Annotated in this window: 16 protein-coding genes; 3 read left to right on the top strand and 13 right to left on the bottom strand. The window is 67.7% G+C overall.

Translation table 11 applies throughout. The features are described from left to right. Window positions 1–516: 516 nt before the first annotated feature. The 6 genes from RKE25_RS05405 to xerD form a co-directional block, all read right to left on the bottom strand. Entirely contained in the window at window positions 517–1,419 is a 903-nt protein-coding gene (locus RKE25_RS05405) for a DMT family transporter (RefSeq protein ID WP_311841234.1), read from the bottom strand. Continuing rightward, entirely contained in the window at window positions 1,416–2,318 is a 903-nt protein-coding gene (locus RKE25_RS05400) for a glycosyltransferase family 2 protein (RefSeq protein WP_311841233.1), read from the bottom strand. Before RKE25_RS05400 ends, RKE25_RS05405 begins: the two co-directional genes overlap by 4 nt. Window positions 2,319–2,389: 71 nt before the next feature. Then, window positions 2,390–3,142 (bottom strand): hypothetical protein, encoded by a 753-nt coding sequence (locus RKE25_RS05395; RefSeq protein ID WP_311841232.1) that lies wholly within the window; start codon window positions 3,140–3,142, stop codon window positions 2,390–2,392. Between the two features lie 34 nt (window positions 3,143–3,176). Beyond that, window positions 3,177–7,037 carry a phosphoribosylformylglycinamidine synthase gene (gene purL / locus RKE25_RS05390; RefSeq protein ID WP_311841231.1) on the bottom strand — a complete coding sequence of 1,287 codons (3,861 nt, stop codon included), beginning with the start codon at window positions 7,035–7,037 and terminating at the stop codon, window positions 3,177–3,179. Window positions 7,038–7,160: 123 nt separating this feature from the next. Then, entirely contained in the window at window positions 7,161–7,940 is a 780-nt protein-coding gene (locus tag RKE25_RS05385) for a DsbC family protein (protein WP_311841230.1), read from the bottom strand. A gap of 91 nt (window positions 7,941–8,031) precedes the next feature. Further along, a complete protein-coding gene (xerD, locus tag RKE25_RS05380; protein WP_311841229.1) occupies window positions 8,032–8,943 on the bottom strand; it encodes a site-specific tyrosine recombinase XerD in 912 nt (303 codons plus the stop codon). A gap of 43 nt (window positions 8,944–8,986) precedes the next feature. On the opposite strand from xerD, the gene RKE25_RS05375 reads away from it, so the two are divergent. The 3 genes from RKE25_RS05375 (at window position 8,987) to phaZ (ending at window position 11,683) form a co-directional block, all read left to right on the top strand. Next, window positions 8,987–9,499: an RDD family protein gene (locus RKE25_RS05375; protein ID WP_311841228.1), complete on the top strand. Its 513-nt coding sequence runs from the start codon at window positions 8,987–8,989 to the stop codon at window positions 9,497–9,499. 59 nt (window positions 9,500–9,558) lie between these two features. Further along, window positions 9,559–10,305, top strand: coding sequence for a class I SAM-dependent methyltransferase (locus RKE25_RS05370; protein WP_311841227.1), 747 nt, complete (start codon window positions 9,559–9,561; stop codon window positions 10,303–10,305). 124 nt (window positions 10,306–10,429) lie between these two features. Continuing rightward, window positions 10,430–11,683: a polyhydroxyalkanoate depolymerase gene (gene phaZ, locus RKE25_RS05365; RefSeq protein ID WP_311841226.1), complete on the top strand. Its 1,254-nt coding sequence runs from the start codon at window positions 10,430–10,432 to the stop codon at window positions 11,681–11,683. A gap of 51 nt (window positions 11,684–11,734) precedes the next feature. On the opposite strand, the gene ltaE is transcribed toward phaZ, so the two are convergent. The 7 genes from ltaE to RKE25_RS05330 form a co-directional block, all read right to left on the bottom strand. After that, entirely contained in the window at window positions 11,735–12,751 is a 1,017-nt protein-coding gene (gene ltaE / locus RKE25_RS05360; protein ID WP_311841225.1) for a low-specificity L-threonine aldolase, read from the bottom strand. A gap of 67 nt (window positions 12,752–12,818) precedes the next feature. Further along, entirely contained in the window at window positions 12,819–13,442 is a 624-nt protein-coding gene (locus tag RKE25_RS05355) for a helix-turn-helix domain-containing protein (protein WP_311841224.1), read from the bottom strand. After that, window positions 13,439–14,839 carry an efflux transporter outer membrane subunit gene (locus RKE25_RS05350; RefSeq protein ID WP_311841223.1) on the bottom strand — a complete coding sequence of 467 codons (1,401 nt, stop codon included), beginning with the start codon at window positions 14,837–14,839 and terminating at the stop codon, window positions 13,439–13,441. Before RKE25_RS05350 ends, RKE25_RS05355 begins: the two co-directional genes overlap by 4 nt. Beyond that, window positions 14,832–17,975, bottom strand: a complete 3,144-nt coding sequence (locus RKE25_RS05345; RefSeq protein ID WP_311841222.1) for an efflux RND transporter permease subunit — start codon at window positions 17,973–17,975, stop codon at window positions 14,832–14,834. The genes RKE25_RS05350 and RKE25_RS05345 overlap by 8 nt, the downstream gene beginning before the upstream one ends. Window positions 17,976–17,987: 12 nt before the next feature. Continuing rightward, window positions 17,988–19,172 carry an efflux RND transporter periplasmic adaptor subunit gene (locus RKE25_RS05340; protein ID WP_311841221.1) on the bottom strand — a complete coding sequence of 395 codons (1,185 nt, stop codon included), beginning with the start codon at window positions 19,170–19,172 and terminating at the stop codon, window positions 17,988–17,990. Window positions 19,173–19,799: 627 nt separating this feature from the next. Beyond that, entirely contained in the window at window positions 19,800–20,594 is a 795-nt protein-coding gene (locus tag RKE25_RS05335; protein ID WP_311841220.1) for a hypothetical protein, read from the bottom strand. Window positions 20,595–20,878: 284 nt separating this feature from the next. Beyond that, window positions 20,879–21,403: a hypothetical protein gene (locus RKE25_RS05330; protein ID WP_311841219.1), complete on the bottom strand. Its 525-nt coding sequence runs from the start codon at window positions 21,401–21,403 to the stop codon at window positions 20,879–20,881. Window positions 21,404–21,451 lie beyond the last annotated feature (48 nt).

The raw sequence follows: 21,451 nt of genomic DNA, 5'->3' as shown, positions 1-21,451 counted from the left end.
AGCGGCGTCGCCAGCCCCCGCCCCTCATCCCGCCTTCTCCCCGGAGGGGAGAAGGAGAAGTGAATACCCAGGCAAGCAAAACAAAAACAAGAGCGAGCGAAGCGACGCTCCGTAAGGCTCTTGATCTCCCGGGTTCCCTTCGCGGCGGTGAGGGCTGGACGATCAGGCCGCCGCAGGCGGGCGGGGACAGGACGTCCCCGCAACGTACCCGGAGGTGGCGAAGGCCACCGGAGGGCGCCGCGCAGGGGGCCCTTCTTCTTGGTTACTTCTTCTTGGGCAAGCAAGAAGAAGTAACTCGCTCTCCGGCAGGAGAGCGAAACCCTCGCCCTCCGGGCGAGACAAGGCTGGCGACCACCTCGCACCGTTTCCCGGCCTGCGCCGGAATGACGAGTAGGTAAATGCGAGGCGACCCTTCGCGCCCGTTGGGGCTCGCAAGCTCACCCCAACCTACGGTACCCATCGCGTACGGCACCCGTCGTGCGCAACCAAACGCACAAACTCCCCAAGCAAAAAAACCTACACCTCGTGATGCACAGCCTCCGCTGGCATCCCGCCACCCCGCCTCGGCGCCAACTCCACCACATACATCGCCGCCAACACCAACACCCCACCCGCCACCATCCGCCACGTCAGCGCCTCACCACCGAGCGCCACCGCAAACCCCGCCGCGAACACCGGTTCCGTCGTCATCACGATCGCTGCGCGCGCCGCGCTGATATGCGCCTGCGCCCAGGTCTGCACCAGCATCGCGCCGGCACCCGCGGCCAGCGCCATATACACCATCGCGGCCCACGCCTTGGCATCCGGCGGCAGCGCGGGGCCGTGCGGCAGCGTCGCCAGCAGGCACACGACGGCGATCATCAGCATCTGCACGGTCGACAAAGCGAAGGCATGTCCTGGCCGCGACCACGCACCGAGGCCGACGATGTGCAGCGCATAGAGCAGCGCAGATGCCAGCGTGATCCACACACCATAGCCGAGACTGAAACCGCGCAGCGCCAGCAGCGCCAAGCCACCTACCGCCAGCAGCACCGCGATCCACGTCGCCGACGGCAGGCGCTGCCGCAGCAGCACCGTGCCCAGCAGCGGCGTGAACACCACGTACATGCCGGTGGCGAAGCCGCTGATGCTGGCGGAGGTATGTTCCAGCCCGCTCGTCTGCAGCAGTTGGGCCACGCCGTAGACCAGGCCAAGCGCGATGCCTTGCGTCCATTCGCGACGGGACAACTGCCGCAATGCGCGATGGAACAGCACCAGCATCGACGCCGCGGCGATCAGGAAGCGCACCGACAGGAAATCCGCCACCGGCATGCGCCCCACCAAGTCCTTGATCAGGAAAAAGGTGGAACCCCAGATGGTGGTGACCGCGACCAACCCCAGCGTCGCCAGCGTGGCGGCGCGCGCCTGCGGAGGGCTCATTCGCCGTCCGTCGCCGCGAGCGCAGGCCGGCCACGGCGCAGCAGACGCAGCCACTGGCCGGGAATCTTGGCCACGAAGTGCGCCCACAGGCCCAGCCAGACCACGCTGGAGGTCACCGGATTGCGTGCCGCCGGGTCGAACTTGCGGAACCAGCGCCACATGCCGCGGTGCTTGTGCCAGCTCACGAACACCGGGCGATGCCGGCTGGAGCCGCCCTTGCCGTGCAACACGTGCACGTCGCCGGCCAGCCAGACCTCATAGCCGGCGTCGCGCGCGCGGCGACACAGATCCAGGTCCTCGCAGTGCAGGAAATAGGCTTCGTCGAAACCCCTGAGGTTCTCGAACACAACGCGCGGCATGGCCATCAGCGCGCCCGACACTGCCTCGGCGCGCACCGGCTCGGCGGGCATGTCGCCGCCGATGTTCACGCCATCGTTCTTGCCCAGCAGGCTGCGCAGCGCGCGGCCGAGGTAGGGGTCGCGCCGGTAGGAAGCCCCGTCGGGCACGCCGTGATCGTCGCAGACCACGGCACCGATGATTCCCGCCTTCGGGTGCGCCCGCAGCAACTCCAGCAGGCGGCGGAGGCTGGCGTCGTCCAGCATGCAGTCCGGATTGAGGATGAGCAGCACGTTCCCGCGCGCCTGCGCCGCGCCGCGGTTCACGGCGGGGCCGAAGCCCAGGTTCGCGCGGTTGTAGATCACGCGCAGCCGCCATTCCTGCTGCATCGCGCGCTCGATCGCCTGCGGCACGCCGTCGCCGGAACCGTTGTCGACCAGGATCAGTTCCAGCGGCACTTCGCAGGCCATCACGCGGCGTACACATTCGCGCAGCGTCGGGCCGCTGTCGGCGGCGACGACGATCACGCTGACTGTGGGTGTGGTTTGGAAAGCGGCGTTCATGGCCGGGAAGTATGGAGGAGCGACGCGCCAACGGCATAGACGCTGCGTGACGAACGCCCTGCGTCCGTTCTTCAGCCACCCGGCATCGCCTGCCCCAGCGCTTCGTGCAGCGGCGCGGGCACGCCGTCCGCATGGCGTGCGAGCCAGGGCGCATCGTTCTCGTCCCAACCGCAAAGATGCCAGCCACGCAGGCGATGCATGCGAGCGCGATCGCGGTCGAAAAGCACGTCGCCCGAACCGCCGGGCAGGCTTGCCGCAAACCATCGGCCGCGGGGGCTGAACGCGCAGCGTGCGCTCAGCCGTTCCTGCGAGCTTCCGTCGGCGAAGCGGTAGCGCCCTTCCACCTCCGAGTCGGCGTCGTAACCGATAACCAGCCCGCGGGGATCGCACAGCGATGCGCCGGCATCCGCCCAGGCCACCGGCGACAGTTCGATGATGTGCGCGGGCGGGCCGATGGAAGCCATCGCGATGTCGCGCCATTCCGGCGAGGGCGGCGGCGTAGCACGGGAACGGTGTGGCAGGAACGATTCGAGCAAAGCCACCAGGGAGTAACCCACCAGGGCGCCCAGCAACGCGACGCCCCAGGCCAGCAAGTCGCCGCCCAACGCACGCTGTGCGGCGAACAGCACGCCCGCCAAGCCCCACTTCAGGCCACGGCGGCAAAGGTCGCGCCGATGGGCGGAACGGTGCGCGTAGTAAAGGGCTCCGGCCGCCAGCGCGAGCAGCAGCGCCAGCCCCAGCCACCAGGGGCACAGCGCCAGCAGCACCGTCCAGCCGGCGAAAAGCAGGCTACGGACGAACCGCTGGCCGGACGGCAGGCTCACCCCGCGCGCCCGGCCGGCGAGGGTCGATCGGCTGTCAGCCGCACCAGACCCGGGCGTTGCGGAACATGCGCATCCACGGCGAATCCTCGCCCCAGTGATCCGGGTGCCAGCTCATCTGCGCAGTGCGGAACACGCGCTCGGGGTGCGGCATCATGATCGTCACGCGACCGTCGGCCGCGGTGAAGCCGGCCAGGCCGCCCGGCGAGCCGTTGGGATTGAGCGGGTAGTGCTCGGTCGGACGGCCGCGGTTGTCGACGAAACGAACGGCGCCGCCGGCTTTCGACGGGCTGCACACCTGCGGGAAGCTCACGCGGCCTTCGCCGTGCGCCACCGCCACCGGAATGCGCGAGCCGGCCATGCCCTTGAAGAAGATGCTGGGCGAATCGAGCACTTCCAGCATCGCCACGCGGCCCTCGTACTGCTCGGACGCGTTGCGCAGGAACTTCGGCCAATGCTGCGCGCCCGGGATGATGTCCTTCAGCTGCGACAGCATCTGGCAACCATTGCACACGCCCAGCGCAAACCGGGTGCTGTCCGCGAAGAATGCGGTGAACTCGGCACGCAGCATCTCGTTGTACATGATGGAGGTGGCCCAGCCGCGGCCCGCTCCCAGCACGTCGCCGTAGGAGAAGCCGCCGCACGCGGCGAAGCCGCGGAAGTCGGCCAGCTTGATGCGGCCACTGGCGAGATCGGACATATGGACGTCCACCGCCTCGAACCCGGCACGATCGAACGCGGCGGCCATTTCCACCTGGCCGTTGACGCCCTGCTCGCGCAGGATCGCGACGCGCGGGCGCGCGCCCTTCGCGATGTAAGGCGCGGCCACGTCCTCGGCCGGGTCGAAGCTGAGCTTGGGGCTGATGCCCGGATCGGCGTCGTCCAGGCGCCATTCGCGCTCCGCATCTGCGCTGAGCGGGTTGTCGCGCAGGCGCTGCATGTGGTGGCTGGTTTCGTTCCACGCCGCGAACAGCTCGGTCCACTTCCAGGCGAACTGTTTTTCGCCGCCGTGGAACAGCTTGATGCCGAGCTTTTCCTTCGGATGGCCGATGCGGTAGCTCATGCCGGCCAGGTCGTGCTTCACCAGCAGAGCCTCGAAGGCTTCGCGGTTGGCCTGCGCCACCTGGACCACCGCACCGAGTTCCTCGTTGAACAGCGAGCGTAGCGCGGCTTCCGCCCAGCCTTCGAGCTGGATTTCCAGGCCGCAGTGACCGGCGAAGGCCATTTCCAGCAGGGTGACGATGACGCCGCCGTCGGAGCGGTCGTGGTACGCCAGCAGCAGGCCGGCCGCATTGGCTTCCTGCACCAGGTCGAACAGACCCTTCAGGCGCTTGGGGTCATCCAGGTCCGGCGGCACGCCGCCGCCGCGGTTGAACACCTGGGTCAGCGCGGAACCGCCGAGGCGGTCGCGGCCGTCGCCGAGGTCGAGCAGCCACAGGTCGGAATCGCCGCGGTCCAGGCGCAGCTGCGGCGTCAGCGTGCGGCGCACGTCGTGCACGCGGGCGAAGCCGGTGATCACCAGCGACACCGGCGCGATCGTGCGCTGCGGCTGGTCGCCGTCTTTCCACACGGTCTGCATGGACAGCGAGTCCTTGCCGACCGGGATGGAGATGTCCAGCGCGGGACACAGTTCCATGCCGACGGCCTTCACCGCGTCGAACAGCGCAGCATCCTCGCCCGGGTGGTTCACCGCCGCCATCCAGTTGGCGGACAGGCGCACCTCGCCCAGCGAGGCGATCGGCGCGGCGGCCAGATTGGTGATCGCTTCGCCCACCGCCAGGCGCGCGGCGTCGGCGCTGTTGAGGAGTGCCACCGGAGCGCGCTCGGCCATCGCCATCGCTTCACCCGCATAGCCTTCGAAGTCGGCGATGGTGACGGCGCAGTCGGCGACCGGCACCTGCCAGGGGCCGACCATCGGGTCGCGGTGATTGAGGCCGCCGACGGTGCGGTCGCCAATGGTGATCAGGAAGCTCTTGCTGCCCACGGTGGGCAGGCGCAGCACGCGCAGCAGCGCCTCGTCCATGCTGATGCCGGAGAGATCCGGCACCAGGTCGATGCGCGGCTTCACGCGCTTGGCGTCACGATGCATGCGCGGCGGCTTGCCGAACAGCACGTCCATCGGCAGGTCGATCACGGTGAGGTCGCGGCGCGGATCGCGCACCACCAGGCGGCGCTCCTCGGTGGCGTCGCCCACGACGGCATAGGGGCAGCGCTCGCGCACGCAGAAGGCTTCGAACTCGGCGAGGTTCTCCGGCGCGATGCCGAGCACGTAGCGCTCCTGCGACTCGTTGCTCCACACCTGCATCGGCGACAGCGACGGGTCGTCGCACGGCACCTTGGAGAGATCGATCGTGCCGCCCACGCCCGCGTCGTTGAGCAGCTCGGGGATCGCATTGGAGAGACCGCCCGCGCCGACGTCATGCACGCTGACGATGGGATTGCGCTCGCCCAGGCCCCAGCAGCTGTCGATCACCTGCTGGCAGCGGCGTTCCATCTCGGCGTTGTCGCGCTGCACGGAAGCGAAGTCCAGCTCCGCGCTCGACGTGCCCGATGCCACCGACGAGGCGGCGCCGCCGCCCAGGCCGATCAGCATGGCCGGGCCGCCCAGCACGATCACCTTGTGGCCGGGCTGCAGTTCGCGCTTCTGCACGTCGCCGGCGCGGATGTTGGCCAGGCCGCCGGCGATCATGATCGGCTTGTCGTAGCCGCGGCGCACGCCGGCTTCGCCAGTCTCGTGCTCGTACGTACGGAAATAGCCACCCAGGCACGGACGGCCGAATTCGTTGTTGAACGCGGCGGCACCCAGCGGGCCGTCGCGCATGATCTCGAACGCGCTGGCCATGCGCGGCGGCAGCGGGCGCTCCACTTCCCACGGCTGCGGATGGCCGGGAATGCGCAGGTCGGAAACGGAGAAACCGGTAAGGCCGGCCTTCGGCTTGGCGCCGCGGCCGGTAGCGCCTTCGTCGCGGATCTCGCCGCCCGCACCCGTGGCCGCGCCCGGCCAGGGCGCGATGGCGGTCGGATGGTTGTGCGTCTCCACCTTGATCGCGTACTCGATGCGCTCGCCGCGCTTGCGCCATACGCCGTCGGCGTCGGCGAAGAAGCGCTGGCCCTCGCTGCCTTCGATCACCGCGGCGTTGTCCTTGTAGGCGGACAGCGTGTACGCGGGCGCATGCTGGTGGGTGTTCTTGATCATGCCGAACAGGCTCTTCTCCTGCGGCTGGCCATCCAGCGTCCAGCTGGCGTTGAACACCTTGTGGCGGCAGTGCTCGGAGTTGGCCTGCGCGAACATGAAGAGTTCGGCGTCGGTCGGGTCGCGGCCGAGTTCGGCGTAGCGCTCGGCGAGGTAGTCGATCTCGTCCTCCGCCAGCGCCAGGCCGAGCTCGGCATTGGCCTTTGCCAGCGCGGCGCGCGGGTCGGTGCCCAGCGCGATGTGCACCAGGTCGCCCGGCTTGCCGGCCAGGAACAGACCCTTGGCGTCATCGAGGCGATGCAGGACCGACTGCGTCATGGCATCGCACAGCACGGCCATCATGGCGTCGTATTCGGGCGCGCCCGGTTCCGGCAGGCCGGCGATCTGGTAGGCGACGCCGCGCTCGACGCGGCGCACCGGGAAGCCGGCGCCATGCAGGATGTCCGTGGCCTTGCTCGACCAGGGCGAAATGGTGCCCAGGCGGGGCACGACCCACAGGGAGACGGTCTCGGTGGCGCTGTCCTTGGCCTCCAGCACTTCCAGCAGGCGCTGGCGCTGCTCGCCTTCCGGGGCGGTATCGGCGTCGATGAAGTAGACGAACCAGGAAGCCTGCACGCGCGCGCCGCGATGCAGGGCATCCAGGCGGGCATTGAGGCGTTCGAGGCGGAACGGCGAAAGGGCGGCCTGCCCGTCGAGAGCGATCATGCGGGGAACGGGAGCTTATGCGGAGAAACGCGCATTCTACCCCATGCTGCAGGACAACATCGGGCGGGGCGGGGTCGCCCCGCGCCCGCTCCGCTCTTTACACCCGGGTGATCGGCCGGGCGATCAGCCGCCGGAGGGCTTGATCCCGCGCTTGTCCAGCGCCTTGAGCAACTGGTCCGGCGTCATGTAGCCGCCCAGCACGGAGCCGTCCTCGGCCACGATGGTCGGCGTGCCGGTCACGCCCAGGCGCACGCCCAGATCGAACTCGTCCTTCACCGGATTGGTGCAGGCGGCGCCCTTGGGCTGCTTGCCCTCCTTGGCGGCGGTGAAGGCGGCCTTGCGGTCGGCCGAGCACCAGACCGAGACCATCTCGGTGTAGGTCGGCGTCGGGTTGCCGCCGGTGGAGGTCACGCCCTCGCGCGGCCAGGCGATGTATTCCAGCGCGATACCGGCCTTGTTGAAGTCCGCGACGTGCTGGTGCAGCGCGCGGCAGTAGCCGCAGTTGACGTCGGTGAACACGCTCACCGTGTAGCGCGGCTTGGCCGGCGCGAACACGATGCGGTCGGCCACCGGCAGCTTGGCCAGCTCGGCCTTGCGGAAGTCAGCCCACACGGATTCGCCAAGATCCTTCTTGCTGCCCAGATCAATCAGGTTGCCGGTGAGCATGTACTTGCCATCGGCGCTCACGTAGACCAGCTGGCCCGAGGCGATCACCTGGTAGAAGCCCGGGATCGGCGCCGGCCGGATCGAGTCGATCTGCACCTTGGCCAGACCGAGCACCGCCTGGCGCACTGTGTTCTCGGCACCGCCCTTGGCCGCGTCGTCGGCGGCGAAGGCCGGCTGAGCGAACGCCATGGCGCACACCACGCTGGCGCTCAGGGCCAGCCATCCTTTCTTGAACATCACGAAACCTCTCTGCTTCCGTTCGGGCACGGAATGGTGTCGGGGAGCCGGATTCTCGCACAGCCGGCTTAACCGCTCCGTCGGACGCGTCTCAACCGCGCGGGTGGTGCTGTGCGTGCAGCCGCTTCAGGCCTTCCTTCGCCACCAGCGTGTAGATCTGCGTGGTGCTCAGCGCGCTGTGCCCCAGCAGCATCTGCAGCGCGCGCAGGTCCGCGCCGTGGTTGAGCAGGTGAGTGGCGAACGAATGCCGCAGCACGTGCGGCGAAATGCGCTTGGACACGATGCCCACCCGCTGCGCATAGCGCTTGATCAGTGTCCAGAACATCTGCCGCGTCATGCCCTCGCCACGCTTGCTGAGGAACAGCGCGGCAGGCTGCCGCCCCTTGGCCAGCACCGGACGGGCCTCGGCGAGGTAGGCCTCGATGCGCTCCAGCGCCAGCTCGCCCACCGGTACGAGCCGGTCCTTGCCACCCTTGCCGGTAACGCGCAGCACGCCCTGGCGCAGATTGAGCGCGGCCAGCGGCAACTCCACCAGCTCGGACACGCGCAGGCCCGAGGCGTACATCAGCTCCAGCATCGCGCGGTCGCGCAGGCCCAGGGTGGTTTCCACGTCCGGCGCATTCAGCAGGCCCTCGATCTCGCGTTCGGCCAGCGCCTTGGGCAGGCTGCGCGGCATGCGCGGGCGTTCGATCAGCAGGGTCGGATCCTCGAACCCCGGTTCGTTGCGCGCGACGAATGCGTAGAAACGGCGGAACGAGGATTGCCGGCGCGCCATCGAACGCACCGCCACCGGCTGCGTACCGTGGTACTCGGAAAGGTGCTGCCGCCGCGCCTGGTGCAGGCCCAGGCCGCGCGCGGCCAGCCAGCGCGCCAGGCCTTCCAGGTCCCGGCGGTAGGCCTCGAGGGTGCGATCGGACAGGCCATCTTCCGACCAGACGCGCTCCAGGAAGGCGGCGATGCTGCGCTGGTCGGCTTCGGCGATACTGGCGGCTTTCTCTGACATGCGCGAGATGCTGGCACAGCGCGCGCCGGACGCAAGCCGACGAATGAACACGAGCACCTCAGCCGCCACCTTCCATGCCATGCCCGCCACGCTGCCGCGTCGCCTGCTCGCGCTGTTCTACGACCTGTGGGCAGTGATCGCCATCGTCGCCACCGTCGGCTACGTCTGCCAGCGCGCCACCGGCGGGCAGCTGATCACCACCGCGGGACACGTCGAGACGGTGTGGTGGTATCAGCCGCTGCAGGGACTGGTGCTGTCGGCCTACTTCCTCGCATCGTGGCTGCGCGGCGGGCAGACGCTGGGCATGCGTCCCTGGCGGCTTCGCCTGGTCCGCCTCGATGGCGGCCCGGTGCGTTTCCCGCAGGCCGTCATCCGGCTGCTGGCCGGCGCCGCGCCCTTGCTGATGCTCGGGTTGGCACCGCTGTTCGGCGTGGCCGCCGCGGTATGGGGCACCTTGCTGCTATGGGCCATCTGGTTTGCCTGGGCGCTGGGCAATCCGCGCCGGCGAGCGCTGCACGACCTGCTCGCCGGTACCGAAGTGCGCCGCATCGCCTGACGCAAGAAATCGCGCCAGGGTTCACACGCATGTCAGCCGGACAGGCGCCACACTAGGCGATGCACACCCACTTCGCGCCCGCGCCGCGCAGCGACGCCGACCTGCTCGCCGCCAACCGCGGCTTCTACGAACCGTTATGGGCCGAAGCGCGGCTGGTGCCGCCGGAACGCTTCAACACCTGGCCGCTGGTGCGCGAACTCGCCGCCGCTTCGCCGCGCCGGCTGGAGATCGCGCCGGGCCTGCGCCCCCGCCTCCCGCTGCAGGACACCTGTTTCGTCGACCTCAGTGCCGCCGCCCTGCGCAAGCTGCGCCTGCACGGTGCCGACGCGGTGCACGGCATGATCGGCGCCCTGCCCTGCGCGGACGCGCAGTTCGATCTGGTCTGCGCCTTCGACATCCTGGAGCACGTCGCCGACGACGAGGCCGCCCTGGCGGAATTGGCCCGCGTCGCCGCGCCGGCCGCGACGCTGCTGCTGTCCGTGCCGCTGCACGCCGCCGCGTGGACACCGTTCGACGACTTCGTCGGCCATTGCCGCCGCTACGAGCCGGATGACATCGCGATGCGACTGGCCGGCCACGGCTTCCGCATCGAGCGCAGCGCCGTCTATGGCATGCAGCCGAAATCCTCGCGCCTGCTGGAACTGGGCCAGTGGTATCTCACGCATCAGCGCGAGCGTGCGATGTGGTGGTACAACCGCGTCTTCATGCCGATCGCCGTGCGCCTGCAGAAGCCGCTGCAATGGCGTGACGGCCTGGGCGACACCGCCGGCGTGGACGAGATTCTGCTGGTCTGCCGAAAAATCTGATTCGCGCCGCATACCAGTCGAGTTAAGCAGCTGATTACGCTGACATAACATTTCTGCGGCATCGCAGCACGCAAGGCTGAGAGCGGGTAGAATGCTCGCCTCTCCGTCCCCCGGCTTCTCCGCCATGCTCTATCAGATTCACGAATGGCAGCGCGCGATCCTCGGTCCGCTCAGCCACTACGCCGATGCCAGCGCGAAGATGCTGACCGATCCATCGAGCCCATTCGCCCAGGTACCCGGCGCGCAGCGCCTGGCCGCCGGCTACGAGCTCATGCACCGGCTGGGCAAGGAATACGAGAAGCCCGCCTTCGACATCCACAAGGTGGAGTCGCACGGGCAGGAGATCGCCATCGTCGAACGCACGGTACTGGCCAAGCCGTTCTGCGAACTGAAACGCTTCAAGCGCTTCAGCGACGATCCGGACACCATCGAGCGCCTGAAGAACGAACCCTCCGTACTGGTGGTGGCGCCGCTGTCGGGCCACCACGCCACGCTGTTGCGCGATACCGTCCGCACGCTGCTGCGCGACCACAAGGTGTACATCACCGACTGGGTCGACGCGCGCATGGTGCCGGCGAGCGAGGGCGCGTTCCACCTGGACGACTACGTCACATACATCGAGGACTTCATCCGCCACATCGGCGCGCATCGCGTGCACGTGGTCTCGGTCTGCCAGCCCACCGTGCCCGTGCTGGCTGCGGTGTCGCTGATGGCGGCGCGCGGCGAGACCACGCCGCGCAGCCTCACCATGATGGGCGGCCCGATCGAACCGCGCAGCAATCCCACCGGGGTGAACAACCTCGCCACCACGCAGCCGCTGAGCTGGTTCAAGGGCAACGTGATCCACACGGTGCCGCCGAACTACCCCGGCCGTGGCCGCGAGGTGTATCCGGGCTTCCTGCAGCACGCCGGCTTCGTGGCGATGAACCCCGGCCGCCACCTCAGCTCGCACTGGGACTTCTACCTCAACCTGCTGCGCGGCGACCTCGACGACGCCGAAGCGCACCGCAAGTTCTACGACGAGTACAACGCCGTGCTGGACATGCCGGCCGAGTACTACCTCGACACCATCCACACCGTATTCCAGCAGGCCCTGCTACCGCGCGGCCTGTGGGACGTGCACGGCGAACGCGTCACGCCCTCGGCCATCACGCAGAGCGCCCTGCTCACCGTAGAAGGCGAACTGGACGACATCTCCGGCCTGGGCCAGACCGAGGCCGCGCACACACTGTGCAGCGGCATCCCGGATGAGCGCCGCGCGCACAAGGTGATCGAGGGCGCCGGCCACTACGGCATCTTCAGCGGCCGCCGCTGGCGTGAAGTCGTGTATCCGCAGGTGCGCGACTTCATCAAGCGCTTCGATAAGCCCGTGGCCTGACGCTCGCGCACAGGTCAGGGACGCCTGCGGCTCGCCCCGGCCAGACCAGCCTCAGCGCGCGAAGAAGGTGCGCATGGCGTCCACCGTGCGCTCGACGCCCTCGTCATCGATGTCCAGATGCGTCACCAGGCGCAGCGTCGGCAGGTAGCCGATGCTGATGCGCACCTGCCGCTCGCGCAGGTGCGCATCGAGTTCGCGCAACCGGTCCGCCGGCACGTCGACGAACACCATGTTGGTGTGATGGCCCAGCAACTTGACGCCGCGGATATCGCCGAGCCTCGCCGCCAGCGTCGCGGCGCGCGCATGGTCGTCGGCCAATCGCGCCACGTGATGCTCCAGCGCATGCATGCCTGCCGCCGCAAGCATTCCCGCCTGGCGCCAGCCGCCGCCGGCCACCTTGCGCCAGCGCCGCGCTTTTTCGATCAATGCGCCCGGGCCGAGTAGCACCGAGCCGACCGGCGCACCCAGCCCCTTCGACAGGCAGACCGACACCGTATCGAACAGGCCGGCGATCTCGCGCGCGTGCACGCCGCTCGCAACGGCGGCGTTGAACAGGCGCGCACCATCCAGGTGGAAACCCAGCCCGCGTTCGCGTGCGAACTTCTGCGCGGCGTGCAGGTAATCGAGCGGCAGGGCACGTCCGTGCCAGGTGTTTTCCAGTGCCAGCAACTTGGTGCGCGCGAAATGCGGGTCGATCGGCTTGATCGCCGCCGCCAGCTTCTCCAGCGGCAAGGTGCCGTCTACATCGTGCGGAATCGGCTGCGGCTGGATCGAACCCAGCACCGCCGCGCCGCCGCCCTCGAACTTGTAGGTATGCGCATCCGCGCCCACCAGGTATTCGTCGCCGCGCTCGCAATGCGACATCAGCGCGAGCAGGTTCGACTGCGTTCCGGTGGGCACGAACAGCCCTGCCTCGAAGCCAAGTTCCGCCGCCAGCTTCGCCTGCAAGGCATTGACCGTGGGGTCTTCCCCGTAGACATCGTCGCCCACCTCGGCCAGCAGCATGGCCTCGCGCATCGCGCGGGTGGGCTTGGTCACGGTATCGCTGCGCAGGTCGACCCAATCCACGGCGTGGCTCCTCGGTGGAAAGGGCCAAGCTTGAGCCGCGCCGGCCGGGCCGGCAAGCACCTTCGCCCTACTCGCCCATCAGGCGCGGCACCATCTCCGCCAACGCTTCGCGCAGGAGCTGCACGTCCAGCTTCGGATCGCGCGCGGCCCGCACGGCCAGGCCCTCGATCAGCAGCATCAGCGCCAGCGAGCGGCGCTCGCTGATCGAGGACGACATCCCGATGCCGCCCTGCTCCGCGGGCTTCTCCAGCCACTGCACGAACTCGGTACAGGCCAGCTCGTCGGCATGGTGGATCGCCTTGGCCACCTGCTTGTCGCGGGTGGCCAAGGCGCTGGTCTCCAGGAACAGCGCGGCGTTCATGATGCGCATGTCCGGCCTCGGCCGGCTCCATTCCACGAAGCACTCCATCAGCGCCTCGACCGGATCCATCGAAGCGCTGAGCGCGCGGATGTCCTCCAGCTCGATCTCGCTCTGGCGCTCGATGATGGCCAGCACGATGGCGTTCTTATTGGGAAAGTAGCGATAGATCAGCCCGGCGCTCATGCCGGCCGCCTCGGCGATGTTGGCCATGCTCGCGGCGTGGAAACCGTACTTGACGAAGCAGTGCTGCGCGGCGACCAGGATGCGCTCGCGCTGCTCCCGCACGCGCGGACTGAGGGCTGCTTCGTCGGGTTTCTCTGCTCGGGTCATGGGCTACGTTCGGTCCAACCACCTCCGAGCACTTTATACAAAGTAATCCGGTTGGTCTGCTCGGACAGCCGCGTGGCGATCAGCTGCTGCTGCGCGGCGTACAGCGCACGCTGCGCGTCCAGCGCCACCAGGTAGCTGTCCTTGCCGGCCCTGTAGCGCGCCCGGGAGAGCTCGTCCGCGCGTGCCGCCGCGCCCACCAGCGACTCCTGCGCCAGGCGCTGCTCGGCGAGGGTGCCGGTGAGCGCCAGCGCATCCGCCACTTCGCGGAAGCCCGCCTGGATCGCCTTCTCGTACTGCGCCAGTGCGATCTGCTGGTCGGTCTTGGCACCGGCCAGCTGCGCGCGCAGACGACCGCCCTGGAAGATCGGCAGGTTGATCTGAGGCGTGAAGCTCCACACGCGCGTACCGCCGTCGAACAGGCCGGACAGCTCATTGCTTGCCGTACCGATGCTGCCGGTGAGGCGGATGGACGGGAAGAACGCCGCACGCGCCGCACCAATGTCGGCATTGGCCGCGCGCAGGAGATGCTCCGCCTGGCGGATATCCGGCCGGCGCAGCAGCACGTCCGACGGCAAGCCCGCCGGCAGGCCGCCGAGCATGGTCACGCGATCGTCCAGCCCCGCGGGCAGCAGCGCCTCATCGAACGGCCCGCCGATCAGCAGGCGCAGCGCGTTGGTGTCCTGCGCTACCTGCCCCGCATAGCGCGCCATGTCGGCACGCGCGCTTTCCACCGTGGTCTGCGCCTGGCTCACGTCGAGGCTGGAGGCGCCGCCCAGCACATGGCGTTGCTGGGTGAGCTTGAACGATGCCTCCTGGTTCTCCCGCGTGGCCTTGGCCACCTTGAGCGACTCCTGGTCCGCCGCCAGCGTCAGCCACGCGTTCGCCACCTCGGCGATCAGGCTCAGCTGCGTGCTGCGACCGGCTTCGCCCTGGGCGAGATAACGCTCCAGTGCACCGGTGCTGAGCGAACGCACGCGCCCGAACAGATCCAGCTCGAAGTCGGTGACGCCCAGGTTCACGCTGTACTCCGGCCCCACCTGCTGGGCGCCGCCACTGCCGCCGACGCGCTGCTGCTGTGCGGTGACGCCCACCGACGGCAGCCGATCGGCGCGCTGCACGCGATACAGCGAACGCGCCTTCTCCACGTTGAGCACCGCCACGCGCAGGTCACGGTTGTTTTGCAATGCAAGCTCGATCAGCTGGACCAGCCGTGCATCCGTATAGAACTGGCGCCAGCCGATCTCCGCGGCGCTGCCCTGCCCGGCGCTGTCTGCCGGCAGCGCCCAGGCCACGGGAATCGCCGGCTGCGCCGCCGGAAGTTTCGGCGCCATGTTCACGCACCCGCCCAAGGCAAGCGCGAGCGCCGCACCGCAGGCAGTCAGGATGGCCTTACTCATGAGTTGCCTCTCCCACCGCCGGCATCCTCTCGCCCACGGCCTTTCGCTTGCCGAACCAACGCCGCACCACCACGAAGAACAGCGGCACGAAGAACAGTCCCAGCGCGGTGCCGGCGACCATGCCGCCCAGCACGCCGGTGCCGATCGCGCGCTGCGCGCCGGAACCCGCGCCGCTGGCCAGCGCCAGCGGCAACACGCCCAGGCCGAACGCCAGCGACGTCATCAGAATCGGGCGCAAGCGCATGCGCACCGCCAGCAAGGTGGCATCGAGCACGGCCATGCCCTTCTCGATGTTCTCCTTGGCGAACTCCACGATCAGGATCGCGTTCTTGCTCGACAAGCCCACCGTGGTGAGCATCGCCACCTGGAAATACACGTCGCGATCCAGTCCCCTGAAATACGCCGCCAGCACCGTGCCGAGAATGCCCAACGGCGCCACCATCAGCACGGCGGTAGGAATCGACCAGCTCTCGTACAGCGCCGCCAGGCACAGGAACACCACCAGCACCGACAATATGTAGAGCATTGGCGCCTGGGCACCGGCTTCGCGCTCCTGGTACGACTGGCCGGTCCATTCCAGGCCGATGCCGGCCGGCAGCTGTGCCACCAGTTTCTCCACCTCGGCCATGGCATCGCCCGAGCTCACACCCGGCGCCGCCTCGCCGTTGATCTGCATGGCGGAGACCCCGTTGTAGCGCTCCAGGCGCGGCGAACCGAAATCCCAGCGCGTGCTCGCGAAGGCACGGAACGGCACCATCGCACCGGCCGCATTGCGCACCGACCACTTCTCGAAGTCTTCTGGCGCCATGCGGAACGGCGCGTCGGCCTGCACGAACACGCGCTTCACGCGTCCGCGGTCCATGAAGTCGTCGATGTACTGTCCGCCCCAGGCCATGGTCAGCGTGTCGTTGAGTTCGCCGATGGAAAGCCCCTGTGCCGCGGCCTTCTTGTAATCCACGTCGATGCGGAACTGAGGCGTATCGTCCTGGCCGTTGGCACGCACATTGGCCAGCAGCTTGCTCTGACCGGCCGCCTGCAGAAACTGATTGCGCGCCTTGACCAGCGCTTCGTGGCCCAGGCCGGCGTTGTCCTTCAGGTAGAAGTCGAAGCCCGCCGAGTTGCCCAGCTCCGGCACCGCCGGCGGCGCAAAGGCGAACACCATCGCATCCTTGTACTGACTGAAGGCGCCCATCGCGCGGCCGGTGACCGCGTCCAGGCTGAGATCGCTGGCGTGACGCACGCTCCAGTCCTTCAGCTGCACGAAGGCCATTGCCGCGTTCTGGCCGCCGCCGGCGAAGCTGAAGCCCTGCACGGAAAACAGCGACTCAACCGCCGGATCGTCCAGGAACTGCTTCTCCACGCGATCCATCACATGGCTGGTGCGCTCCGTGGTCGCGCCCACGGGCCCCTGCACCATGGCGAACACGAAGCCCTGGTCTTCCATCGGCAGGAACGAGGTCGGCAGGCGCAGGAACACCACCACCATCGCCGCGCTCATCGCCAGGAACACGAGCAGGAAGCGTCGGCCGCGCGCGATGATCCCGCCCACGATGCCCTGGTACTTGCGCGTGCCCTGGTCGAAGCGACGATTGAACCAGCCGAAGAAGCCGCGATCGGAGGCGTGATGACCCTTGGCGATCGGCTTGAGCAAGGTGGCGCACAACGCCGGCGTCAGCACGATCGCCACCATCACCGACAAGGCCATCGACGATACGATGGTCACCGAGAATTGCCGGTAGATCACGCCCGTGGAACCGCTCAGGAACGCCATCGGCACGAATACCGCCGACAGCACCAGCGCAATGCCCACCAGTGCGCCGGTGATCTGCGACATCGACTTGCGCGTGGCTTCCAGCGGCGACAAGCCCTCTTCGCTCATCACGCGTTCGACGTTCTCCACCACCACGATGGCATCGTCCACCAGCAAGCCGATCGCCAGCACCATGGCGAACATGGTCAGCATGTTGATCGAGTAGCCCATCGCCCCGAGTACGCCGAACGTGCCAAGCAGCACCACCGGCACCGCGATCGTCGGGATCAGCGTGGCGCGGAAATTCTGCAGGAACAGGTACATCACCAGGAACACCAGCACGATCGCTTCGAGCAGCGTCTTGATCACGCCCTCGATCGACACCCTCACGAACGGCGTGGTGTCGAACGCGATCACCGACTTCACGCCGCGCGGAAACGACGGCTCCATCTGCTTGAGCGCCGCCTTGACGCGCTCGGCCGTGGCGAGTGCGTTCGCGCCGGAGGTCAGCGAGATGGCGATGCCGGTGGCCGACTTGCCGTTGTACTTGCTGGTGAAGCCGTAGTCCTGCAGGCCCAACTCGACGCGCGCCACGTCGCCCAGCGTCAGCACCGAACCGTCGGTGTTGCTGCGGATCACGATGTTGCGGAACTGCTCCGGCGTCTGCAGGCGTTGCTGCGCGATCACCGAGGCATTGATCTGCTGGCCCTTCACCGCCGGGTTGCCGCCGATCTGGCCGACCGCCACCTGCTGGTTCTGCGCACGCAGCGCCGCCACCACTTCGGTTGGCGTCAGCTTGTAGGTATCGAGCTTGTTCGGATCCAGCCACACGCGCATGGCGTACTTGGAACCGAACACTTCGATATTGCCCACGCCCGCCACGCGGCTGAGCGGGTCGACCAGTTGCGCGGTGACGAAGTCGGAGATGTCATCGCCATCCAGGCGGCCATCTTCGGAGACGAAGCCCACCACCATCAGGAAGCCCGAGTTGGACTTGACCACGTTGATGCCCTGCTGCTGCACGATCTGCGGCAGCAGCGGCGTGGCCAGCTGCAGCTTGTTCTGCACCTGCACCTGGGCGATGTCGGGGTTGGTGCCGTTTTCGAAGGTGAGCGTCACCTGCACCTGGCCATCCGAGTCGCTGGTGGCGGACATGTAGATCAGGCCATCCAGGCCTTTCATGTTCTGCTCGATGATCTGCGTCACCGAGTCTTCCGCCGCCTGCGCGGAAGCGCCGGGGTAGCTGGCGTTGATCGTTACCTGCGGCGGCGCGATCACCGGGTATTGCGACACCGGCAGGCGCAGCATGGACAGCGCGCCGGCCAGCATCACGATGATGGCGATCACCCACGCGAAGATGGGACGATCGATGAAGAACCTTGCCATGGATCTATGTCCTCAGTGGGCCGCAGCCGCATGTCCTGCCGCCGCCGCGCCCGGCGCGCCGGTCTCGCTGGCGTGCACCGGCATGCCGGGCTGGATCATCTGCAGGCCTTCCACGATCACCTTGTCGCCGGCGGCCAGGCCGCTCTCGATCAGCCACTTGTCGCCGATCGTTCGGCTCACCTGCACTTCGCGCAGCGCCGCCTTGCCGTCCTTGTCCACCACCATCGCGGTGGCGCCGCCCTTGGGATCGCGCGAGATGCCCGCCTGCGGCACCAGCAGCGCCTGCGGACTAGTGCCCTTGTCGAGCACCGCGCGCACGTACATGCCGGGCAGCAGCACGTGTTCGGGGTTAGGCACGATCACGCGCAGCGCGAAGCTGCCGGTCGTGGGGTCGACGCTGACATCGGCGAACTGCAGCTTGCCCTGGTGCGCATACGTGCTGCCGTCTTCCAACAGGATCTTCACCGGCGTGCCGTCGGCTTCCTTCAGCGTGCCGGCGGCGATCTGCTTGCGCAGCGCCAGCAACTCGCCGCTGGATTGGGTGACGTCCACGAAGATCGGATCGAGCTGCTGCACGCGCGCCATCGGCTCGGCCTGATTGGCCGTGACCAGCGCGCCCGGCGTCACCGCGGACTTGCCGATGCGCCCGCTGATCGGCGACACAATGCGCGCGAAGGCGAGCGTCACGCCGGTGCTTTCCACCTGCGCCTGCCCCGCCGCCACGTCGGCCTCCGCTTGACGCCATGCGGCCGTCGCCGCCTCGTCGTCCTGCTTGCTGACCGCGTCGATGCGCGCCAGCTCGCTGGTGCGCTTAGCGTTGAGCTGCGCCGAATACAGCGAGGCCTTGGCCTTGGCCAGCGTCGCCTTGGCGTTGCTGTTTTCCGCGCGATACATCGCGTCGTCCAACTGGTACAGCGGTTGCCCCGCCTTCACCAGCGCGCCTTCCTCGAACAGGCGCTGCTTGACGATGCCGTTCACCTGCGGCCGTACCTCGGCGACGAGGAAGGCACTGGTGCGGCCGGGCAATTCGCGCGTGACAGTCACCGGCTGCGGCTTGAGCGTGACCACCGTGACCTCGGCCGGCCCACCGCCTGCCTGCTGCTCACCGTGCTGGCCCTTGCAGGCGGCCAGGAACAACGCCGAAACGGCCAGCGCACCGGCCGCCAGCCGGCGCAAGAACATACGTTTGGAAACCATGCGAGACCTCGGATGCTGCCGCTGGGGAAGGCGACAGAACAAGAGTGAACGATCATTCTCATTATTGAACCAATCTTTAGGAACAGTCAACGAGACTGAAGACAGGGGGGCGAAATGGCCAAGGACGGACGATGGCCAGGCGCTGGCCCTGGCTTAGCGTGCCGTCGAGGCCGGGCAACTGCGTGCCCCTTCCTGAGCAATGTGGCGTCGCCGTTACATAGGACGCGACCTGCAATTTCTTGCGAACGACTCGGCGAGCAAAGGCGCTGAGACCGTCCGCGCGCCATCCAACGCCGGCAATGGAACGGCGTGATCGCCACCCGCGCGGTGGATGGCAAAACGCGTTGTCGCGACATGTCCGCGCCTCCTCAGTCAGCTCAGGCGGCCTGATGGCCGGCTTTCGTCATGGCGACGAACGAGCGGGGCCGATTTCGACAGGGACTGGACAAGAGTTGGCGTGCCGCGGGGATCGAGAAAACGCCGCGCAGCCAGCTTGAAGGTGTGTGTTAGCCCCACGACGCCTTTGGACTTGGAATCGTTCTGGCTAAGTCCAGGTGAGGTCTCCGCCCTCACCGAGCCATACAGCGCCTACAGGACGATAACGTCCTGCGTCCTGCTTATCGAAGGTCAGTGTTCCGCTCCCGCCATGACCGGGTCCAGCACGCCCTTCACCACCGCCGGCGTTCCAGTCGGCGACCACTTGTCGAACACGCGCGAGTAGGCCAAGCCACATATCAACTCCAAGTGGTAATCCGCACCGCTCGTCATCCAGGCCGGCGGCCACGCCGCGATCGCCTGGCAGCGGTCCTTCAGCACCTCCGGCGCCGGAGCGCGGCCGGGAATACCGCGGTAGCGCAGCACGATGAGGCTGACCTGGATGCTCTCGGCGACGTCGTCGTAATACCCCTGGTTGTAGACGTAAGCGCTGTATTCGAACGAGTCCAGCGCCTTGGTCATGCGCGGGTCCGCCGCCAGCGCCGCCGCCTTGCGGAGGAAAACCTCGGCCGGCACCGGATCGGTGTCCGCCAGCTTCGCACCCTTGTACGCGTAGGCCTTCATCAGTACGGGCATCTGGGCGGGCTCCGGGTGTTCGCCCCACCACGCGATCACCAGTTCCACGCTGCGCTCGAAGGCGGCGAAGTCTTGCTCCTTGCCCAGCTTCTCCGGCAGATAGCAGCCCAGCGCGCAGTGCGCCACCGTCGCCGGATCGTTGGCCTGGAGAAGACGCCACGTCTCTTCCTTGCGCTTCCGGTCGCGGTGGTTGTCCATCGCGTTGGACGCCAGCGCGACCGGCAAGGCCGGCACCGCCAGCGCCACATACATCGCCTTGCAGCCGAACGAATGACTGGTGGAAAGAATGTTGCAGTTCTGCGAGGCGCATCCGGCCAGCCACAAGCCGCTTGCCACTGCGATCCATCGCAAGCGTTTGGAAAATCCCTTTCGTGCCGTCATATGCGTTCTCGCTCGTCCTTGATGCATGGGTTGCTCACGAATCCTTGTGGCATGCCGGCTGCCGGCCCAGGCCTATGTGCTTATGGACAATCATGTCCATCTGCACTCACACCACCTTCCATTGGTATGGCTGCACGCTTGATGCAAAAGCTCGAGAGCCAATGCCCTAACTATATTCAAAGCAATCCTTCATAAATCTTCGCCCTTAATGGGTCTGCCACGGCCTCGACCGGATCAGGCCGATGCGGCAAGCCTCATTTGAGCTCGAAGGTGGTCTCCAGCGGCACGTTCACCTGCCTGACGTTGTCCCGCAGGGTCACGCGCACGGTCCACACCCCGGCCGGGTCGCCGGGATCGCCGGAGAAAACGATCACGGGCGCGGCCAGGTAAACATTGGTTGCCGGGCCCGGCAGTTTCGCCTTCAGGCAGTCCACGCCGTCCTGGTTGGAGGAGCGCGACCCGTCCGGCCGTATCACTTCAAGATCGCAGGTGACGTTCGCCGTGCCCTGGGCATCCAGGCCCGGGTTGGCGAGGAAGATGAGCACGAAGATCTTGCCGCCACGTGCAACTTCCCTGGTCGTCGTGAAGTGCGGTGTCACGCTGGACGGCGTATTCCACTTCTCTTTCCAATCGGCATCCGGCGTCACCATCAACATGCCGTTGAAGCCGCCGGCCTCACCCCGGTTGCCGATGGTGGGCAATGGCGCCGACTGAAACGCAGAGCCGGCGTCCTTCGCTTGGGGCGATACCGCCAGCGTGGCCAGGATCAGCCCCAGCATCCATCTCGCGACCATGCCCCTGCTCCCCCATGCCGACCGCTTCGGCGC

The sequence above is a fragment of the Dyella sp. BiH032 genome, assembly GCF_031954525.1.
GTDB lineage: Bacteria > Pseudomonadota > Gammaproteobacteria > Xanthomonadales > Rhodanobacteraceae > Dyella_D.
This window is presented reverse-complemented; position numbering and strand designations above follow the sequence as displayed.